General features: G+C 42.8%; 16 protein-coding genes. 4 read left to right on the forward strand and 12 right to left on the reverse strand.

Features of this window, described 5'->3' with window-relative positions; genetic code table 11:
• Positions 1 to 22 precede the first annotated feature (22 nt).
• On the reverse strand, positions 23 to 1,648 hold the full coding sequence (locus NLX78_RS07345; RefSeq protein WP_254350008.1) for a response regulator transcription factor: 1,626 nt from the start codon (positions 1,646 to 1,648) through the stop codon (positions 23 to 25).
• Complete coding sequence (locus NLX78_RS07350; protein WP_254350009.1) at positions 1,623 to 3,443, reverse strand: sensor histidine kinase; 1,821 nt, start codon at positions 3,441 to 3,443, stop codon at positions 1,623 to 1,625. Before NLX78_RS07350 ends, NLX78_RS07345 begins: the two co-directional genes overlap by 26 nt.
• 114 nt (positions 3,444 to 3,557) lie before the next feature.
• On the opposite strand from NLX78_RS07350, the gene NLX78_RS07355 reads away from it, so the two are divergent.
• Complete coding sequence (locus NLX78_RS07355) at positions 3,558 to 3,710, forward strand: hypothetical protein (RefSeq protein ID WP_172828254.1); 153 nt, start codon at positions 3,558 to 3,560, stop codon at positions 3,708 to 3,710.
• A gap of 5 nt (positions 3,711 to 3,715) precedes the next feature.
• On the opposite strand, the gene NLX78_RS07360 is transcribed toward NLX78_RS07355, so the two are convergent.
• Positions 3,716 to 4,153, reverse strand: a complete 438-nt coding sequence (locus NLX78_RS07360; protein WP_302057298.1) for a NucA/NucB deoxyribonuclease domain-containing protein — start codon at positions 4,151 to 4,153, stop codon at positions 3,716 to 3,718.
• A 140-nt stretch (positions 4,154 to 4,293) separates the two neighbouring features.
• Here NLX78_RS07360 and NLX78_RS07365 point away from each other — a divergent pair, with 140 nt between their 5' ends.
• A complete protein-coding gene (locus NLX78_RS07365; RefSeq protein ID WP_061828457.1) occupies positions 4,294 to 4,488 on the forward strand; it encodes a hypothetical protein in 195 nt (64 codons plus the stop codon).
• Positions 4,489 to 4,876: 388 nt separating this feature from the next.
• Positions 4,877 to 5,179, forward strand: coding sequence for a hypothetical protein (locus NLX78_RS07370; protein ID WP_061828458.1), 303 nt, complete (start codon positions 4,877 to 4,879; stop codon positions 5,177 to 5,179).
• Positions 5,180 to 5,248: 69 nt separating this feature from the next.
• Here NLX78_RS07370 and NLX78_RS07375 read toward each other — a convergent pair whose 3' ends face one another.
• The 5 genes from NLX78_RS07375 to NLX78_RS07395 form a co-directional block, all read right to left on the reverse strand.
• Positions 5,249 to 7,135, reverse strand: coding sequence for an Ig-like domain-containing protein (locus tag NLX78_RS07375; RefSeq protein WP_254350010.1), 1,887 nt, complete (start codon positions 7,133 to 7,135; stop codon positions 5,249 to 5,251).
• A gap of 120 nt (positions 7,136 to 7,255) precedes the next feature.
• Positions 7,256 to 7,678, reverse strand: coding sequence for a hypothetical protein (locus NLX78_RS07380; protein WP_061828460.1), 423 nt, complete (start codon positions 7,676 to 7,678; stop codon positions 7,256 to 7,258).
• A 16-nt stretch (positions 7,679 to 7,694) separates the two neighbouring features.
• Positions 7,695 to 8,363 carry a uracil-DNA glycosylase gene (locus tag NLX78_RS07385; RefSeq protein WP_013310967.1) on the reverse strand — a complete coding sequence of 223 codons (669 nt, stop codon included), beginning with the start codon at positions 8,361 to 8,363 and terminating at the stop codon, positions 7,695 to 7,697.
• A 259-nt stretch (positions 8,364 to 8,622) separates the two neighbouring features.
• Positions 8,623 to 9,285 (reverse strand): S-layer homology domain-containing protein, encoded by a 663-nt coding sequence (locus tag NLX78_RS07390; protein ID WP_254350011.1) that lies wholly within the window; start codon positions 9,283 to 9,285, stop codon positions 8,623 to 8,625.
• 120 nt (positions 9,286 to 9,405) lie between these two features.
• Entirely contained in the window at positions 9,406 to 11,466 is a 2,061-nt protein-coding gene (locus NLX78_RS07395; RefSeq protein ID WP_254350012.1) for a glycosyl hydrolase 115 family protein, read from the reverse strand.
• Between the two features lie 256 nt (positions 11,467 to 11,722).
• On the opposite strand from NLX78_RS07395, the gene NLX78_RS07400 reads away from it, so the two are divergent.
• The gene (locus NLX78_RS07400; protein ID WP_254350013.1) at positions 11,723 to 13,666 is read left to right on the forward strand and encodes a serine hydrolase domain-containing protein; all 1,944 of its coding nucleotides are present in this window, start codon (positions 11,723 to 11,725) and stop codon (positions 13,664 to 13,666) included.
• Positions 13,667 to 13,851: 185 nt separating this feature from the next.
• On the opposite strand, the gene aspS is transcribed toward NLX78_RS07400, so the two are convergent.
• The 4 genes from aspS to NLX78_RS07420 all read right to left on the reverse strand — a co-directional run bounded on the left by aspS (position 13,852) and on the right by NLX78_RS07420 (position 19,882).
• Entirely contained in the window at positions 13,852 to 15,621 is a 1,770-nt protein-coding gene (aspS, locus tag NLX78_RS07405) for an aspartate--tRNA ligase (protein WP_302057299.1), read from the reverse strand.
• Positions 15,622 to 15,686: 65 nt separating this feature from the next.
• Positions 15,687 to 17,960: an ACP S-malonyltransferase gene (gene fabD, locus NLX78_RS07410; RefSeq protein ID WP_254350015.1), complete on the reverse strand. Its 2,274-nt coding sequence runs from the start codon at positions 17,958 to 17,960 to the stop codon at positions 15,687 to 15,689.
• Positions 17,961 to 17,991: 31 nt separating this feature from the next.
• Positions 17,992 to 18,945 (reverse strand): acyltransferase domain-containing protein, encoded by a 954-nt coding sequence (locus NLX78_RS07415; protein WP_254350016.1) that lies wholly within the window; start codon positions 18,943 to 18,945, stop codon positions 17,992 to 17,994.
• Positions 18,946 to 19,006: 61 nt separating this feature from the next.
• Entirely contained in the window at positions 19,007 to 19,882 is an 876-nt protein-coding gene (locus NLX78_RS07420; protein WP_254350017.1) for an SDR family NAD(P)-dependent oxidoreductase, read from the reverse strand.
• Between the last annotated feature and the right edge of the window lie 40 nt (positions 19,883 to 19,922).

A 19,922-nucleotide genomic window follows, 5' to 3' on the forward strand; every position in this document is an offset into this window, starting at 1 on the left:
TTCGTCCTTACTGGTCCCATCTTTACTGGTCCCGAAATTCATGCGGAGTCATTCCGTAATGCTTTTTGAACATCTTACTGAAATATTGGGGATTCTGGTAGCCTAGTTCTGTCGTAATTTCGTATATTTTTTTGTTGGAATATTTGAGCAAATAAAGAGCCCGCTCCATTCTCATTCGGATAATATAGTCACCCAGACCTTCTCCGGTTTCAGCTTTATAAATTTTAGACAGATAGACTGGATGAAGATAAACCTGATCAGCAATCGTCTTAACAGACAGCTCCTGGCCTTTATCCTGGGAGATGAGCTCCTGAACCTGCTTGACCACATAGCTTTTAGCGCTTTGCTCGCTTGCGGACCATTCAGATTTAAGTTTGTTCATCATGGAAAATATCCACTCTTTGAGGTGGGGGAACGAATGAACCATTTTCTGCGCATGTAACGGATCGAAGCCTATTTGATCCATCTGCGTAATGAAACGTCCTTGTTTGTGCGCTGTATACATAAAGGCGCTCGTCACCGAAATAAACAGCTCATATAAATGCTCGCGTGTATATCCCACCTCTTCCATTTTTCCAAATACACGGCTCACTTTCGCTTCGGCCTCGTCCCATTGCCTGGATTCAAGCAGATGAGTAAGCGTTGGGTGCATATAAAGCCCCTCCAGTGACTTAACTGAGCTGTGTGGCTGTTCTGTCTGTTCTTCTATGAATAGCAGTGCATCCGTCTCCTCCTGATGGTTCCAGTATAAGGATCTAATCGCTTTCTGATATAGCTTAGGTAGCTCCTCTGGAAACTTAAACCATCCGGTTAATGCAACGTAAATTTCCCCTTTCAAGTAATTGCTCACATTTTTTCGAAAGGTCTCAATCGCCGCACTCAAAAAACGATTCTGCTCATCCGCGCTCCGTTCAGGGAATGAATTCCAATTCCCTTCTATTAATACAATTAAGCAGTCATGCGGCGCTTTGCAATGCCAAACGTGAAAATCAGGTGCGAACACTTCTTCGGCAATATTTCCAATCGCATACTCAATTAAGGAGACTGAATGATAGTCCATATCAGAAAAATGCTTTCCTAGCTGAATAAGCAGCATACTGGCAGGATGTCCCGTGCGTAGCTTGATTTCGTACTCGGACATTTTGCTCTCTATTTTGGGTACTGACAAATCACGCCCGAGTAGTAAATCATGCATCAAATGGGTCCGCAGTACACCAAAATCGTTTCTGCGGCTATATTGTAATTGATGAACCTTGTCAAATGCTTCCCATTCTTCCTTTAGCGAATCCATGGCGACTGACACACATTTGATAAACTCTTCATCATCCACCGGCTTTAAAATGTAATCAAAAGCCTTAAGCTGAAGCGCTTTTTTAGCATATTCAAAATCGGCATAGCCTGTCAGTAACAAACTTCGGATATGCGGCCATCGCTCGTTTACTTCAACAATCAACTCCAGTCCCGTCATACCAGGCATACGAATATCCGTAACCAGAATATCAATATCGTACGCTTCCAGCACATCCACTGCTGTTAATGCGGAAGCCGCTTGATGAACCCTCTCGATGCCTAGCGTCTCCCACGGAATGGTAGCTGCCAGACTTTCTGTTACATAACTCTCATCATCTACTAGTAATATCTGAACCATCTGGTCCCTCCGTTTTAACTATATTCGAATTTGGCGAAGGCTCAATTAAACCATTCGCATGCTCTCCTTCTGTTGAGATCGACCATTTTAAAACTGCACGCAATCCTCCCAATGGAGACAAAGAGAATTCCAGTCCTGCATCTTCCCCAAAATGTAATCGCATGCGTTGATGCACATTCCATAGACCATATCCATGTTCCTCTTCCACTGGCTTGTCAAGCGTTGATGTCAGGGCAGTTATAGCCTCTCTACTCAAACCGAGTCCGTTATCATCCACAATCAGGTACATATACGAGCCAACACGCTCGGTTAAAATATGAATTACACCATCCTCCGCTTGAGGCTCTATCCCGTGCAGCACCGCATTTTCCACCAGTGGCTGCACTACAAGCGGCGGAATCAGCAGACTGCTAGCCTGTGAAGAAACATGAATTAAGAACGTTAGCCTTGGCATACGCATCTGCTGTATGTTCAAATAATATTGAACAAATTCGACTTCCTCTGACAATGGAACCAAATCCCGCTCCTGTCTGGTTGTATATCGATAATACCTGGATAAATTATGAGCCATGGCCACGACCGCCTCATGATTGCGCAGCTTCGCCATACTTGTAATAAACGAAAAACAATTATAAAAAAAATGCGGATTGATTTGTGACTGTAGCTGCTTTAGTCGCGCTTCCTTGACATGCAGCTGCTCAACATACACCTTCTCAAACAGCTCCTGAATCTGTTCGACCATCAGATTAAATTGACTAGACAGGAAAGCAAACTCGTGACTCCCCCTTAGACTTAATCGAACAGCATAGTCTCCATCCTTTAGTCTCCGAAATGCCCGCACAAGCTGAAGAATCGGCACTTGTACCTGTGAATGAAGCAAGTAAGCGCCAATCAAGCCTACCAGCAGCGAGCCAACAACAGTTATATAAAACAGTCGATTCGATGAGTAAATCGGAGACATCATATCGGACAAAGGCATATAATCAATCAAATACCACCCCGTCGTTTGCGAAAGAACGGCATGAACCAGGTAGCTTTCTTCTCCAATTTTCACGGTCAGATTGTCAACTTCATGGAGTCCCATTTTTTCTAATTTTGAAATCAGCTGTCCAGACAGCTCTTCATTGGCAGTACGATTATAGATCGCTCCTACGCCTTTTTTATAATAAAAAGGCTCCTTTCGACCATCACCTTTGAAGCGGTCAAGCATATCCTGAATATTACTGCTGTCAAATTCAACTTTAATAATCGTGTTAGCGGTTTCTGGATTACCAAGCGAAGAAAACGGGGATAATGTATACAATGAAAATATAAATTGGTCTTTCCCGTATGATCTTTTTTTGGATACCTGCCAGCCGTCTTTTATCAGCTGATTTAGTTTTTTCTGGTCATATAAACCTGCTCCATTCTCCGATACAACCCGTCCAAGCGAAGGAGAATAGATACTCAGCCCGGTTCTCCAATTAGAAGAGCTTTCCTGAAGCCCAAGCTTGGTTTGAATCCGTTTGACCAGGTTAATTCCATCCAGATTGAGAACCTTGTCCTTCAAAAAAATCGCTTGAAAACTGGCTACATCAGGATCATGAATCAGCAGATGCGGCCAGGAGGAAATCATTTCAATATTCGTATTCACCTGGTTTTGAAAAAAAGTCAGCTGATTATAATTAGATTGATTCAGCTCCTCACGTAATACACCTGTCGTTGTCTGATTAGAATAGACATACAGGATCAGCACAGGTATAAGCAATACAATAACGATGGAGACGATTTTAGTATAAAAATTAAATTTAAACATGCGTTCTACACATCCTCTGCACAAAAAACAGGCATACTTAAATGGTATGCCAGAGCCCTGACCTTCGTTGCCGTCAGTACATACTATACATTATCAATGGTTGGCGGTGATAATATGTTTGATGCTAAGCAAATGGAATGGTTTGACCAACTATCCGCTGAAGACTTGGCCATTTTAGGTGCCGGCTTCAATACACTAGGTGATTTTTTTGATTTTCTGGCGTTGATTAAGGCCAGACAGGAAACAGCCCAAGGTAATAAAAAGTAATAGCACTATTTCACAACAAATTTCACACGAGTTCCATCCTCATACTCATCCAATTGGTGACTGACCCATGATCCTGCCCCACGATTATCCTTAGGGGCTATGTATTTGATATTTGCACCTTTGCCACCTTCTGAGCACATAGCCATCGGCCATTCGTCACGATCGTATCCTTTACGAGTGGGAACACCTGCAAGCGAATGCTTGCGATTTTGCTCGGCTCCTTCACGGTCAATTGTGCATACCGGTGATTTTCCCGCCTGAATGGCTTCCTTAATATGCTGCGCTGTTTCAGGGTAACGACCTGACGGGAATTGCAGCGTAACCTGAGCCGATGAAGGCGGGTTCTCTCCTGTCATTTTCGTAAGAAGATTGCCTCCTTCAAACCAGTACGCGCCCGCAGCTAGCAGCACTAAAGCTATAAAACTTAGCAATTTTTTCTTCAATTTCCCTCTTCCCTTCAAGCTATTCCAGTAGATACCTTCAACTAAGGTAATCCCCGGATTTTATTTTTTGTAACCCCTTACTGACTATAAAAAAAGGTTGAATATTCGACGACAAATAGTATAGAGAGGAGGTTGTACGAATGAACGATGAGATCAAACTGGCCGTGAGCCAAATGCAAGCCGTTGTAGTCCGGTTACTGAATGGAAGTACCTTAATTGGCTGGCCTAAGCTCCTATCTGACCAAGAAACTCAGCAATTCAAGCTCTACGATGACGAACACGTATATACGATTTCCGTTAATGACGTGGATACGGTCGCAAGAGTTATTGTATAAGATTACAGGGAGCGACTTAATGAGACATCCAGTGGACAAGCCCGAACAAAGCACACCACAGGAGAAGACTGATCAGAATCCCCCAAAATAAACCTTTAAAAAGCTTCATACCTTACTGACAACCTTTCCGACTGGGCTTTTTCCCCATTATAACATGTCAGAAAGACAGCTGTCGCAGCTTGCTCTTATATCATCTTCGTATCATATATATTAAATTTTAAAATCACGACACAAAGGAAATAACGAAATAATTCCGAAAATTATGCCTGATCACCAGTGAAAATGCAATCATGACATAATAAAAGTCACATTTTAATCAAAATTTAATGAAAGTTTTCCGAAAATGATGTATAATTATTGACATAACAAAACGCACGAGGTGATCATCATGGCATTATTAAACAGAGTTCATGAATTAAAATTGCAACTGCCTAACGAGCATCATAGCATTTCCCAATACGTGGAGCATGCATTGCATTCGATTGACAGTTTTGTGGAGCAACATCGTCAATTTGTAGCCGCTCAGGCTCTATATGGTGAAAAAATCAATGGTACAGAAGAAAGACTGTTCCGAGACACAATTTCTGAGATTAAAGCCCAACTGGTAGCTACTTTGGAAAAGACAGTTGAAGACTTCGCACACAAAGGCGATAAGCACTGGAAGAATCATTATCAGGACGGCGTAGAATAAGCTGAAAATAACCCCCGGTCTTTGGACCGGGGGTTATTTTATATAAGTGGATGTGGCAATATGCGTAGACTATTTTAACACTCTGGCCGATGTCGCTACAGTCTTACCACCATAAACTACTTTGATACTGGAACTTCCGGTATCAATCGCCTTCACCTGACCGCCAGTAACCTGTACGATCGACGGTTTGGAAGATGTCCATACCGCTGAGCTTGTCACATCGGTAGTTGCACCTGAATCATAAACTGCATTCACACTAAGCACTTGAGAGGAACCTTTAGGTAGCTTCAGGTTTTTATTGCTCAATACCAGTTTGAGCAGCTTAGGTGTGACCTTGATCTCAACGTTAAACGACTTATCCTGATATGTGCCCGTAATCGTTGCGTTTCCAATTCCAACGGCTTTAATGGAAGAGCCTTTTACGATCGCTACGGAAGCATTCGATGTTGTCCATTTCACTTTACTGCTCAGCGTAGCTTTTTTACCTTCCGTATATATACCGATGACTTTGATGGACTTACTTCCTTTCAAATTCATATCAGCACTCGAAAAGCTTGGTGTCAATGTAGAAATGGCTCCTTCCACAATGACAGGTACTTTCACATATTTGTTCATATACATAGCCTTGATTCCAGAGTTACCGCCATTCACCGCTTTTACTTTACCATTTGCTACTGTAACTGCGGCTGTTGTACCTACCCAGCTTACCTGATTGGTAACATCAAGTATCCCGCCACCAGCCATGTGTGCTTTTACTGTCGGAATACTTGCTTCTTGGCCTGCAACCAATACGTATTTTTTCTCTGAAGCGGTTAGTTTAAGTACTTTGTATTGCACAGTCACTGGAATATCAAGTTTGAGTGCACCTACCGTTGCTGTCAATGTTGCACTGCCTGGGTTCACTGCAACTAGCTTACCATTTGCTATTTTAACTGCACTTTCACTGCTTAAGCTCCATTTTACATCGGATTGAACTGCTTTTTTTGCTCCATTGACCAAATAAGCAGATATACTCGGAAGAGAAGTTTTGCCTCCTGTTTCGAGAGTCAGACTGGCTTTGCTCGAAACCAGTTTTTCAACCGTTGGAAGTACATTAATCTTCAGAGTCTTGCTCAAACCGTGATAGGACGCTGTAATCGTCGAATTGCCTGCATCCATTGGTGTGATTTTACCTTGCTCGACTGTGGCAACCAGCGGATTAGAGGAAGTCCATTCTGCCGTGTTGGTTACATCTGTTTTGCCGCCAGTCAGGTTAACATCGGTTGCACTAACCTGAATTGGGGAGCTACCCAGAAAGACCGATTTGGCCCCAGTTGCACTCAATACTAACGCCTGAGAAGAAGAACGCACATACACAATCGTTTGTGCTTTAAGTTCATCTTTGCTTGCCTTAATGTAAGTCACGCCTTTGGCAAGTGGACGAACAAGACCATCTTCAACGGTAGCAACAGCCGCATTCGAAGAAGTCCATTCGACACCGGATACATTTTCCGTCCCACCTCCAGTAAGTACACCTTGAGCAGTCAATTGCTTTGATTCTCCGCCAATCGTCAAATTAATGGGACTAGACGGATTTAATTGCAGCTTGCTGTAAGGCGATTTTACTGTAATCGTTGTACTTACCGTTTGCTGCTCATATGTGGCAACAACCTTAATCTGCCCTTTTGACACAGGAGTAATGAGCCCCTTATCAACCTTTAAAATGCTTGAATCCCCAGAGATCCATTCTGCCTTTTGGGTAACATCTTCTTTGCCCTTTTCAGTCAATGACCACACTTTTAATTGAGCGGGGCTTCCACCCAGATTCAATGTAGTCGGATTTTGACTGTCCCACTGTACCGTGGAGGTCGTGCTCTCCTCAGCCCGGATCAAACCCGCTGGCCATGCTGCAAATACAAACATCAGCAAAGCAAGTAAGAAGGTACTCCGTTTGCTCATACGTTTCATACGCTCCATTCGTTTCTCTCCCTTAGTTTCATCTCTATAAAATAGGATAGAATTAACAATCCCATTACTTTTATCGGTTAGCAGCTTACTAAATTGAACCCTTCATCAAAAAAAGGTGAATAATTACAGTTAAAGTTCTCCACGCAGTGACCTTACCACAAACAAATGCTCTTCTTTAGATAAGGTTTGTCCATCTTCAAGGATTACATTGTGTGCCGAGTGACTAACCAGCTTTACATTATAAGCAATCAGCTGATCTTCTCTCCAAATCGTCACCGCCGACTGAAAATGAATGGCATTATCAAACTGTAACGGAACACTCATTACATAACCGATAGCGTTGAGCTTCGCCGGATGGCGGCTTCTACGCTCACGCCCCGGAGGTAGCATGGTAATATATGTAATATTTTCAAAAGGAATAGCCAGCATTTTCGGGCCTAAAATAACGCACTTTCGTATATCATCCCATTTTTCAAGCGTGCCGCGCACCTTCTGGGTATGATCGTTGTTGCCGTGATATAAAATGACCTGACGTCCCTTCCATTGACGCATGTCCTCACCTCCAGTGCTAGCGGTTAGGAATCTCCCACCGAATCGGCTCCATTCCATGCTCCTGCAAAAATGCATTGGTACGCGAAAAAGGCTTGCTGCCAAAAAAGCCTCTGTGAGCCGCCAATGGACTCGGATGAACGGATTTCAGCACCAAATGCTTGCTGGTATTCACGAAGCTTGCTTTTTTCTGAGCATGGCTCCCCCACAAAATAAACACTGCTGGCTGCTCGCGCTCATTAATCGCTTCAATGACAGCATCCGTGAAACGTTCCCAACCTATTCCCTGGTGAGATTGCGGTTGTCCTTCACGCACGGTTAACACGTTGTTTAGCAGCAGCACACCTTGCTCAGCCCAAGGAACGAGGTATCCCTGATTCGGAATGGGAGTACCGATATCATCGCGAAGCTCCTTATATATATTTAGTAGAGATGGCGGTGTTCGCACACCAGGTCTAACAGAAAAGCTCAAACCGTGAGCTTGTCCCTCTCCATGATATGGATCCTGTCCCAATATAACCGCTTTGGTCAGATGAAATGGCGTTAATTTAAGTGCGGAAAACAAGTCTTCTTTTGGAGGATATACCTTATGTAACTTGTACTCTCGGGCTAACGTATACCTTAATTCATTAAAGTATGGCTTTTCGACCTCTTCTCGTAGTACATCATCCCAGTCATTTCCAAACATACCCCTGTCTCCTCTCAATTTGTAGATCTGTGAAAACGGTAAGCTTTTTGATCCAAAAAAATAAGCTGAACTCCTCATCCGGAGCCAGCTTATTTATTCGTTACCTGTGTTATATGCCGAAGGACCAGGAAAATATCCTTACGGTAATCAGCTACCGCAGGTCTAAATTCGATTTCCTTATTATAACATTAACGATAATGATGTCAAGTAACTGAAAGCTTAATTCCCTCAGAAGAAAAGCTCTTTATTGCTGTATTTATTACGATTTTGTATGAGCATTCAGGTATTCCAATGCATTATATAACATAACAGCAGCTTCGGCACGTGTAATCTCTTTTTTTGGATGAAACTTTTCATTTGCATCCAAGGTATTGACCTTGTAGACTAGCGAGCGTTGAATGCTACCTTGGTAGGAAGGCTCTAGTTCGCTGTCATCCGCAATATTCGCAGGTGCGATTTTAATCATGGGAAGAACGCCTGCTTTTTCCATGCCCTGAATCAGCATGTGGGTGAACTCTTCCTTGGTCAGCGCTTTGGCAGGATCGATATCTTTTGGAATGTCTACGCCATTATAATGCGCGTTGATAAAAGCTTCAGCGTACCATGCGGTATCCCTAACATGGGTGAACAGTCCACTGGCCTGTGGCGCTTTATTAAAATCAATCGCGGCCAAACTGAGCTGGAGTCCGCCGGAGATCAACTGAATGCCTTGGGCAGCGGTCACTTTAGATGACGGGAGAAACTGCGTGTCAGAGACACCTTTGAGTAGACCCTGATCTTTAAGGGATATGATTTTTTCTTTGCCGCTTACGTTGTTTAAATCCTTGAATTGACTGTCTGCCGCAGACAATTGACTTCCAAAGGAGAAGGACAAAATGGCTACGGTTGTAATGGCTGCGAATGCACTTTTTCTCATACTCATGTTAAGTTCCACCTTGTAGTTGAATTAGGCCGCTTGGCCATTAACAACTTCATTGACGTAGTATAAGCTGGAAAGGTTGCAGGCAGACGCTGTTGCTTCTTATGCTACATACCTTCCTTTTTAATATAATACCTTCTCCAGACTGCGTGCCAACTCATCATCGGGAAGGGGCTTGCGATGCGTATTCTCCAGGTAGATATATTTCTCTGTTTCTGGCATTAAATATTGTTTGGACCACAGGAACATATCCGGACTGTCTCCCTGAAGACGAAGAAATCTCCGCACAGTGTCCGCATGAGAAATAGTGTTATCTAGATTGGTTAACCAATCTGCCCGGTAGAAATGCTCCCATCTTCCAGTTCCTGCGAGCGATAAAGCTTCTTTACCCATTCGGTAGCTCCAAACGGCATGAGAAGCTTGTATAAATGCTCGTGGATAATCTTTTTCAAGGAACAGCCCATAAGCGCTACATAAGCTTGCCAGTCCACGTGAGCCACTTAGATGCAGTTCAATCTGCACAAGCAGTTGATTATACAGCCTGCGACATTCATCTTTTGACAACTGCTTCATGATTCGTAGACACCGCTCTCGCAGTTCAACCCAGTCCGGGATTGCCGACTCGGCTTTTTCCTTGAACCAGCGTACCTGTTCAGGAAAAGGCCTTTCTCCAGTAGCCCAGTACAGCCGTTCATCACTGCTTTCTTTGCCTTGTAGCCAATACCCCATAATTTGCCGAGCTGGATGGTGATAGAATTCCTCCCCTGCTCGATCATCCTTGTGCGGGCCATAAACGATCGTACAACGGGAATAATCCCGGTATAATTGGGAAATCTCTTGAAGCTGACTACTGTACAGCCGCCCGATAAAATCAGTAAGCTGCTCTTCAGCATCCACTTCACCCTTCGTCCATAAATTTGCTACTAAATCCAGCGTATATACATGTGGCAAAATATTACCTGAATTGACCAGCAGGTACTCGTCCGCCCCTGAAGTAAACGCTGCTGTTAATTCCTCTACAATCAAGCTGGCTGAGGAGGGAAATTGGGTAAGATGGTTCGACGCTTGCAAGTCGTGGAAGGTCACATGGTAATATACTCCATTCTTGTCCCCATCCTGCGCCTCAGGCAATGCTGGTACACGATAATTAAGATTCCCATGGCGTCGAGATACCATTTTACCGTAACCATTGTCCGCCCATATTTTGATCACCCCTTCGGGTACTTCAATATGCCCCTGCTTGTATAACTCGGCAATCTCACCATACATCGCCATACAGCACACAGGATGCTCCACAAATTCACAGATCATATGGTACTGCTTGCGAACCACATACGAGATTAATTGTCCACGTTTGTCCGGCGTATTAAAGGAAGGATCATCTTCCCAAAAAGGCTTGTCACCCTGCCCGCGAAAAGATAATACCCATACAATCTTCTCTTCCTTTTGCCGTTCAATCGCTTCCTGCCACAGCTGTTCAAACAACTCGGGATGCTCTCTGTAGCTAGCTTGTTTACCCGGAAAGGCGCGCAAAAACATCTCCGCCCCCAACGGTTCAGCATGATGATGTGTGATCCATAAGCCCATGTCTGCTGCAAGCTTATGATGGATACCTGTGCGTGGTAAATCGGTTCCGGGAATCACCATATTTCCACCACAGCGCAGTAACGCTTCAAAAACGGGCTGCCACACCTGCTCCGTCGGTGGATAATCATCCTTCCAGCCAATCAAGCATACCTCATCATTGACAAACCATCCCCGATATCGGACCTTGGACAGTATACTGTCAACATTCTGACTCGGCAAAACTATGGTATCCCGCTTAGGCGGTAGAATCTCCGCCCAGAACCAGAACGGCTCCACACCCAGAGCGAAACGGCTGTAATGAAGCAGTCCATAAATAATTCCTAATTCATCACGGCCAACAATATGGAGTACCGTTCCCTTGCTACCAGCAACAAAACGCAAACAATAGCCCTCTGGCCAATGCGGACAGCTATCTCCTTCCTGCGCATAACGGATAATGATCGAGGGCTCTACTTCTGTTAGCAATGGCTCGCAGCCAAACACTTGCTTATGATCTCGCGCAATCATATTCCAAGCGTGGGCAATGGGCACACTTACATCGGTTTGAAGATTGTATCCGCTTTCAGATGAAATAGTCAGAGGTTCACAGGCTTTCATTTATAGTCATCTCCTATTTTTTTCAACTATGAGGATTCTTCATGTCTTTATTTTATAGGTTGTCAACATACATATAAAGCTGTACCAACGTAAATATAGCTTTTTTCGGTAAATCATTTGAGAGTTGAAGCTTCATTTGAGAAAGAAAAAAGTAAGGAACAGGAGAGAAATAAGAAAGACTTGACTGCTACACTAAAAATGTTCCAAAAAACAGACTGCTCTTAAAGATCCAAGCGCAGCAAAAAGGAGACTTGATATGAAATTGAAAAAACGATTTGCCTCTTTGTTCCTGTTGGCATTGATGGCATTTATCCCGGTCCAGGCATATGCTTCTGGGTCCGTTCCAACCACTCCCTCTGGAATTCCGATTTCCGAAATCGAAAACAGAACAGATCAAATTATGAAAAAATATATAGGAACAGCGATTCCTGGTGCTGCGGTTTCCATAGTAAAGGACGGAAAAATTGTTTTTTCAAAAGGTTACGGATACGCAAACATCGAGAAACAAACACCCATGAGTACGGAAACAACCTATATGGAGGCCGGTTCCGTATCGAAATTGTTCACCTGGACGGCAGTAATGCAACTGGTTGAGCAAGGAAAGCTGGATTTGAATACGGACATCCGCACATACTTGCCTGACGGCTTTCTCAAGCCTTCTTTTGATAAGCCTATTACCCTGAAATCACTGATGAGCCACACGGCAGGTTTTGAGGAGCGCCTGGAAAAACTTCTGGTTCATGATGCTGCTGATCTTAGGCCTCTCAAGGAGCATATCGCACCCGGAAATCAGCCTCAACAGATTTATGAGCCCGGAACAGTGATTGCTTATTCCAACTATGGGACCAACCTGGCCGGTTATATTATAGAACGTGTATCCGGAATGCCTTTTGAAACCTATATTCAGAAACATATATTTGAGCCTCTGGACATGAAACATTCTTACTTTACACAACGGTATGATCTTATCCCAGAGGTTATCGAACATAAAGCAACAGGCTACTCCAAGAAGGATGGAAACTGGGTGGCAAAACCGAATGTTTTCTTTAATGATGTGCCGGCTGGTGCGTTAAACATTACTTCGGAGGACATGGCTCATTTTATGCTTGCTCATCTGAACATGGACCATTCCTTAAAATATTCGCTGTTCAACAAGAATGAAACCTTGCGAGAAATGCATGAGGCTTCGTATACCCACTATCCCGAGCTTCCGGGGAATGCCCATGGCTTTTGGGAACGGTTCGCGGGGGATTATCGTGTTATCGAGCACGGTGGAAATACAGATTCATTCTCCTCTCTGGTCTCTATCGTGCCGGATCAAAACTTTGGGATCAGTATTCTGACTAATGTGGAAAATGAAATGTCTGGGGCGAGAAGCGAACTCATTGACCTGTTTGTCGGGGGTTCCGATGCTACTCCGCAAGCTGACAGCACGTTGAAGCATAGCGGGGATGTGGCGGGAAAATACCGTTCTGCTCGCGCAGTATCATCTGGTATATTGAAGCTTCTACCCGTATTATCCAATGCGGAAGAAGTGGTCACAGCCAACGGCAATGGCGGAATCACTCTGAGTATTCCATCCATGAATATTAATGTTGATTATGTAGAAACCAAACCCTATTTTTTTGAACGTGTGACTCCCGGGAGCACTCCTTATGATCATGCGGGCCTAAATATCAGCCGTCTTTTTTTCTTAACCAATGCCGATGGTAAAGTGACGCAGTTGTCATATGGAGTGATTGATGACCAATTGCCGATATCCTTCCTGCAAACATCCATTTTCAGTTATATTCTGGTCGGGGGATGTGGTATTTGGTTTGCGCTTGGGTCTATTTTCGGTATTATTGGATGGCTGCGGAAGCTCAAGGACGCAAGAAAGCAGAAGAGTACTTCGCGGCTTCCCTTGCCTGACAGTGTAACCGTAATCCCCTTGCTGGGTCTGCTTGTGATCGTCAATCTCATTGCTTCAAGCATCCAATTGATAGGGGACCCCTATCAGCCTATGTCCAATTTCAATTTGAATATTATCTTTTTCTGGGTACTGGGGCTTGCCTTTGTACCGGCCACCTATCTTGCTGTAAGAAGATGCAGTGTTACCCAAACTACATTGTTAAGAAAGGTATACACCGCGACGCTGATTCTTTCGTTTCTAGCTATTTCGATTTTCCTGTATTCCTATAATTTCTACTTTTTGGTATAGCTCCACTCGATAAGCCTGCATACCTTCCAGTGTACCGATAAAGATTGTCATCGTGAACAACCCTAATCTGAGCTAAATAAAAAAAACTCTCCTCTGCATCTAGCAGGGAGAGTTTTTAACACACTCAATGAGATTTAAATACGTGCCGGATTGAGCCTTTGCATTCAGTATGTTGTTGAATCTGTTTATTCTGTTTCTGGCTGAGTATTTACCAATTTTATATGAACATCTCTCAATTGTTTCTCAGTAACCTCCGAAGGTGCTCCCATTAATAGATCCTGCGCTTTGCTATTCATTGGAAAAGCAATAACCTCTCGGATATTCGATTCATTTGCAATGATCATAACAATCCTATCAATTCCAGGTGCTATACCTGCATGAGGCGGCGGCCCAAATTGAAAAGCATTAAAGAGTGCAGGAAATTTACTCTTGATGTCTCCATATGTATAACCTGCAATCTCAAAGGCTTTTACCATAATCTCCGTATCATGATTCCGGACAGCACCCGAGGACAGTTCAATCCCATTACATACAATATCATATTGGTACGCAAGGATATCAAGAGGATTCATATTCAGCAGCGCATCCATACCACCTTGTGGCATCGAAAAAGGATTATGGCTAAATCCAATTTTATGAGTATCAGGATCCAATTCAAACATAGGAAAATCAACTATCCAGCAAAATTTATATATATCCTTTTCCAGCAAATCCAGTCTTTTTCCTAATTGATTTCTGACAGCACCTGCTATTTTTTCTACATTTTTAAGTTGGTCAGCAGCAAAAAACAGTGCATATCCTGAACTAGCTTGCGTAACATGTATTAATTGGTTTTTCACCTCTTCAGAGATGAATTTAGCAATAGAGCCACTAAGAGACATATCATCATTGAACTTAATCCATGAGAGGCCTTTCGCTCCAGCTTCAACAGCAAAGTTTACTATATCGTCATAAAAGCTTCTTGGCTGTGCTCCACAACCAGGAACAGCAATAACTCTTATCGTTTTATTTTCAAATACTTTAAAATCAGTCTCTGTAAACAGCTCTGTAACATCATGGATAATTAATGGATTCCTTAAATCAGGTTTATCGCTCCCGTATTTGAGCATGGCTTCTTGATATGGAATCCTGCTAAAAGGCTTTGATATTTTAAAATTTGTAAATTCAGAGAAAACTTCATATAGCATATTTTCAACTACATTAAAGACATCTTCCTGTGTTGCGAAAGCCATTTCCAAATCCAGCTGATAAAACTCGCCTGGTGATCTGTCTGCCCTTGCATCCTCATCTCTAAAGCAAGGAGCAATTTGAAAATATTTATCAAAGCCCGAAACCATTAATAATTGTTTAAATTGTTGAGGTGCTTGAGGCAAGGCATAAAATTGACCTGGATGCACTCTACTAGGAACTAAATAGTCTCTGGCGCCTTCTGGAGATGAACTTGTCAGGATAGGTGTCTGAATCTCTAAAAAATTCAAATCGATCATCTTTCTTCTGATACTTTGAATTACTTTAGAACGAAGTATAATATTATTGTGTAGTTTTTCATTCCGCAGATCCAAGAAACGATACTTTAATCTTAAATCCTCCCGAGCTTCATTTGCTAAAGTTACTTCAAAAGGTAATGGATTCACTACCTTCCCTAAAACTTTTATCTCATTGGCAGCTAACTCAATATGCCCGGTTTTCATAGTGGGACTAATCGTATTTTCAGATCTGTTACATACAGTACCTGTAACAGAAATGGTTGACTCCCTGCTGATCTTTGATACAAAATCTTTCAATTCGTTATTATCAGTAACAACAACCTGCGTTACTCCATAATGGTCCCTAAGGTCAATAAAAATAACCCCGCCATGGTCACGCATATTTTTTATCCATCCTGCAATTCTCACTACTTCGCCGACATGTTTTTGATCCAGTTCTCCACAGTTATGAGTCCTATAACTATGCATGAAAAACCTCACTTTCTTTTATTTCCTATTATCTTAATAATTCCTATTTTTTTCCACACTTATACTCACATTATCGTTAAAGCTTTATACCTTTCATTCAGGTATTCCGCAGTTTCAACCATTATTTTTTGTCCTATTTCATCAACATGCCTGTTCTTCCAATTCTCAAAGACTGTTCCCTTGACCCATTGGTTAAAAGCGCCGAGGGCTGGTCCGCAGTGTACTTGATAATCAACCTTACTGTGTTTGTCTCCATTCATTGCAAGTCGTGTAGAATAAGTAAAGTACCATCTAAATATCAACGCCATCTTACGTTTAGGAATTCTTTCAGCTTTTTCAATGATCTCAGCCGGGTAATAAGCTTTAATATCTTCATATACTTGTTCAATACTCTTCTTAAAATACTTTTCTTCAATATATTTTTTGGTTCCGCTATCAATTTCATCTATGGAGTTATAATTACGGTAAAGATCATATAATTTATTCGCCCTGGCCGGGAAAAAAACTCCTTTTTTCATAACCTGAATTTTCGCTCCTATTTCAAACATATCCCCTGCGGGAGCGTAGTCTGTATCCTGTATATTTAACTGCTGGAGCAAATCTTTTACATCATCACTTGTCCCTGCTTCAACCGTACATTGGTTGATTGATCCTGTCATGATAAAATCCGCACCCAGTATAAACGCTGCCGCAGCTGCTTGTGGAGTCCCTATCCCCCCGGCTGCCCCTACCCTTATACTTTTATTGTATTTATACTTAAGTAACGCTTCATCCCTCATTTTAAGCATCAACGGAACCAGTACATATGCAACCGCATGATCCGTATGCCCGCCTGAATCAGCCTCGACGCACAGATCGTCTACCATAGGAATTTCCATCGCCATCCGGGCCTCATCCCGGCTTATCCTATTTTCCTCTAGCAGTTTATTCACGATATTCTGAGGCGCAGGACTCAAGAATGCCTCCACAACCTCGGGTCTTGATACTTTCGCTATAATCCTGTTCTGCGGTGTTACGATCCCCTTTTCATCTCGTTTTAAACCTTTCAATCTGTACCTTACCAAAGAAGGCGTTATACTCATAAACGCAGAGGCTTCAATAGTTCTAACACCGTATTTTATGTATAAATCAACGATGTTATTTTCTATTTCCAGGTGATCGGGAACATGAATAAGATTCATTCCATAGGCTTCGCCTTGGTTCAATTCTTTCTGAATATACTTTATAGCTTCTTCAAGGGCCCCAATCTTGACTCCCCCTGCCCCAAAGAATCCCATCATTCCTGCCTTACCTGCCTTTACGACCATCTCTTTTGAAGATATTCCCTTATACATCGAACCCATAAGATACGCGTATTTAAGTCCATAATATTGTTTGAATTCGCTATGACCAAGAGACTCTGCCGTAAATCGTTGGCCGGATATACTATTCTTCGACTTTACTTCCTGTACCTGCTCGCTACGTTCTTCACCCTCCCTCACAATCAGCGGTTCTGCTTCTCGTTGTATTGCGTTAACCAACCCTGTTATGACTTTTCCAGGTCCAACCTGGATGAATTGGGTTACATTTTTACCCATTAGATATCTTATACTTTCCGACCATTTGACCGGACTTACGATCTGGTTGATCAGCGTACTTCTTACATCTTGCTGCCTGTAGGGTCTGGCATAGATATTTGAAATGACTGGTATTTTTAATTTTGAGAATTCGAACTGTGACGCATAGGCCTCAAATCTCTGTCTGGCATCTTCCAAATACCTAGAGTGAAATGCTCCGCTTACATTTAAAATCACATAGTTTGTGGCTCCTGCATCCTCAAAAATTGGCTGCGCCCGTTCAATCATGCCCTTCGGTCCTGAGATGACAATCTGGCTTGGCGAATTAAAATTAGCAACATCAATCTCCCTTAAATTATTTTTCTCGATAACTTCTCTAAATACTTCCTCCTTCAAGCCTATGACCGCAGCCATACCACCACCGGTAGCCTTGACCATCAGCTCTCCTCTTTTTTTAACCAGCTTCAAGCCCGTTTCAAAGTCAAATGCCTCTGCGGCAAATAAGGCATTGTATTCACCCAGGCTATGTCCTGCAACATAATCAGGTTTTCTTCCAGTCTCTTTTAATGTATTAAGATAACTCAAAGCGTTTACGACAAATAGCGCCGGTTGGGTAAAATCCGTTTGTCCTAGTTGATTGGCAGGATCTTCAAGACACAGTTTTTTAATAGAATAACCAAGAATAGCATCCGCTTTTGCAACCAATCCCTGAAATTCGTCAAATAGTTCTACTCCCATGCCTTTGGCTTGAGCCCCTTGTCCAGGGAACAGATATGCGATCATTTGTGTCCTCCTTTTTGCTAGTGAATGCATATTAGTCGAATATTTCAAATAGACGATCCAAATTTTTCATATCGTTTTGAAAAGGTGAAAGAATAGAACAAATACTTGCCATTTTCTTGCTACCAAAATTGTACTTCACAAAATTAGCAAGAGTGCCTGAGGGGCCAAGGTCAATATAGATAACCCCATCCCCGTCTCCCAGACATTTTAAAGCGTTCCGAAAACGGATAGGTTTTCTAGCAACATCCCAAAGAAAACGGTTGTCAAGGGATGTCGCCTTGCCTCCGTACATAGATGAGACCATATTTATGGTCGGATTCCTTAGAGTTTTAAGCTTTAAAAACGCTGTATATTCCAAGGCTATAGGGTCCATTAAGGAAGAGTGAAAAGCAAACTGGACCGGCAGTCTTTGACATATAATCTCATTAGCTATCAAGTAGCGTTCAATTTTTTCCAGTTGCTCACAGCTGCCAGAAATGACAAAATGCGAGTCATAGTTGATTGATGCTAACTCTGAGTTGGCATTCAATACGGATATTTGGTCATACAGACTGAGGTCGCCAATTACGGCCAGCATGCCACCCTTTGGACAGTAGTTTTCTACCATTTGTGCTTGCTTGACAAGGCATTGAAGAGTATCTTCATAACTCATACAGCCAGCCACAGCAACAGATGCAAACTCACCGAGGCTGGAACCCAAAACATAATGAGGATAAATCCCCTTTTCCAGTAATACCTGTGTGAGGGCATACTCCACCATGAAAATTGCAGGGTGAGTATATAACAGGCTATCAAACACGTCCCCCCTCCCACGGTTGTCGTCGTACAGCATTTTTAATACGGACCTGCCTGTAATATCCGTATGAATCTCATCCAGCTTGGTCATCCATTTCCGAAAAACTGAATTTAACCTATATAATTCTTTTCCCATGCCGTAGTATTGTGAGCCTTGGCCTGAAAACATAAAAATCACAGATCTGTCCATTCTAACCTCCCACAACATACTCATTGATAAAATCCTAATAAAACCATTTGAAATAAATATCTCACAGTAAATTGCGAACTAATTGCATTTGGGAAGGTGTAGGATTGCTTTCATTAAGAACATTCTCCATATGTTGTCTTATTGCAGGTTTGAATTTCGGCTCTGTTATGATATATAGCTGCCCTTTTTTGATTCCCTCAAACATCTGATTTGCTACATCCTCTGGAAGTATTCCATTCTGGACAGCCTTACGGGCCAATTGATTAATGACTTGTCTTTCCGGGGGAAGATTTCCTAGTCCGGCCTGCTTACTCAGCTCCGTCGGTCGGTTCCGTTCCGCATCCATAATTTGGGTACGTACGAACCCAGGGCAGACAACTGAAACTCCTACATTGGAACCTATCAATCTGAGCTCTTGGTGTAGCGTTTCAGACAAGCTTAAAACGGCATGTTTTGACGCGCTATATATTCCATTACCGGGGCCGGACAACAGTCCGGCGATGGATGCTGTATTCACAATATGACATGCGGTTTTCTGTTTCAGCATAATAGGAACAAAAACTTCAGTTGCAAAGAGAATCCCCCATATGTTTACGTTTATTACCCACTGCCAATCTGCCACCGTATTTTCCCACAATAAGCAGCCCGTGCCGGCGTCCACCCCTGCATTGTTGAACAAAAGATGCACAGCTCCAAATGTCTGAACCGTTTTTTGCGCTAATGCACGTATATCAGCTTCTTTGGAAATATCCGTCACTACGGATAACGTTTCTGCGCCCATGTCTTTCAATTGTTTTTCGGCCCTTAGAAGGGCCTCCTCCTCAATGTCCGCGAGGACGACCTTCATGCCCTCATTTACACACCGGTCCGCAATAGCGCGGCCAATCCCACTGGCAGCTCCTGTAACTACGGCTATCTTATCTTTAAATTCCCTCATGATTTACCTCCAGAATAATTTGTAATTTCTATCTGATAGT

This window comes from Paenibacillus sp. Lou8.1 (assembly GCF_024213565.1).
Lineage (GTDB): Bacteria > Bacillota > Bacilli > Paenibacillales > Paenibacillaceae > Paenibacillus > Paenibacillus polymyxa_B.

Bases quoted from the DNA above. Each gene is read 5' to 3' on its own strand.
- NLX78_RS07345 (WP_254350008.1), bottom strand. From the start codon at position 1,648: ATGGTTCAGATATTACTAGTAGATGATGAGAGTTATGTAACAGAAAGT.
- NLX78_RS07350 (WP_254350009.1), bottom strand. From the start codon at position 3,443: ATGTTTAAATTTAATTTTTATACTAAAATCGTCTCCATCGTTATTGTA.
- NLX78_RS07355 (WP_172828254.1), top strand. From the start codon at position 3,558: ATGTTTGATGCTAAGCAAATGGAATGGTTTGACCAACTATCCGCTGAA.
- NLX78_RS07365 (WP_061828457.1), top strand. From the start codon at position 4,294: ATGAACGATGAGATCAAACTGGCCGTGAGCCAAATGCAAGCCGTTGTA.
- NLX78_RS07370 (WP_061828458.1), top strand. From the start codon at position 4,877: ATGGCATTATTAAACAGAGTTCATGAATTAAAATTGCAACTGCCTAAC.
- NLX78_RS07375 (WP_254350010.1), bottom strand. From the start codon at position 7,135: ATGGAGCGTATGAAACGTATGAGCAAACGGAGTACCTTCTTACTTGCT.
- NLX78_RS07380 (WP_061828460.1), bottom strand. From the start codon at position 7,678: ATGCGTCAATGGAAGGGACGTCAGGTCATTTTATATCACGGCAACAAC.
- NLX78_RS07385 (WP_013310967.1), bottom strand. From the start codon at position 8,363: ATGTTTGGAAATGACTGGGATGATGTACTACGAGAAGAGGTCGAAAAG.
- NLX78_RS07390 (WP_254350011.1), bottom strand. From the start codon at position 9,285: ATGAGTATGAGAAAAAGTGCATTCGCAGCCATTACAACCGTAGCCATT.
- NLX78_RS07395 (WP_254350012.1), bottom strand. From the start codon at position 11,466: ATGAAAGCCTGTGAACCTCTGACTATTTCATCTGAAAGCGGATACAAT.
- NLX78_RS07400 (WP_254350013.1), top strand. From the start codon at position 11,723: ATGAAATTGAAAAAACGATTTGCCTCTTTGTTCCTGTTGGCATTGATG.
- aspS (WP_302057299.1), bottom strand. From the start codon at position 15,621: ATGCATAGTTATAGGACTCATAACTGTGGAGAACTGGATCAAAAACAT.
- fabD (WP_254350015.1), bottom strand. From the start codon at position 17,960: ATGATCGCATATCTGTTCCCTGGACAAGGGGCTCAAGCCAAAGGCATG.
- NLX78_RS07415 (WP_254350016.1), bottom strand. From the start codon at position 18,945: ATGGACAGATCTGTGATTTTTATGTTTTCAGGCCAAGGCTCACAATAC.
- NLX78_RS07420 (WP_254350017.1), bottom strand. From the start codon at position 19,882: ATGAGGGAATTTAAAGATAAGATAGCCGTAGTTACAGGAGCTGCCAGT.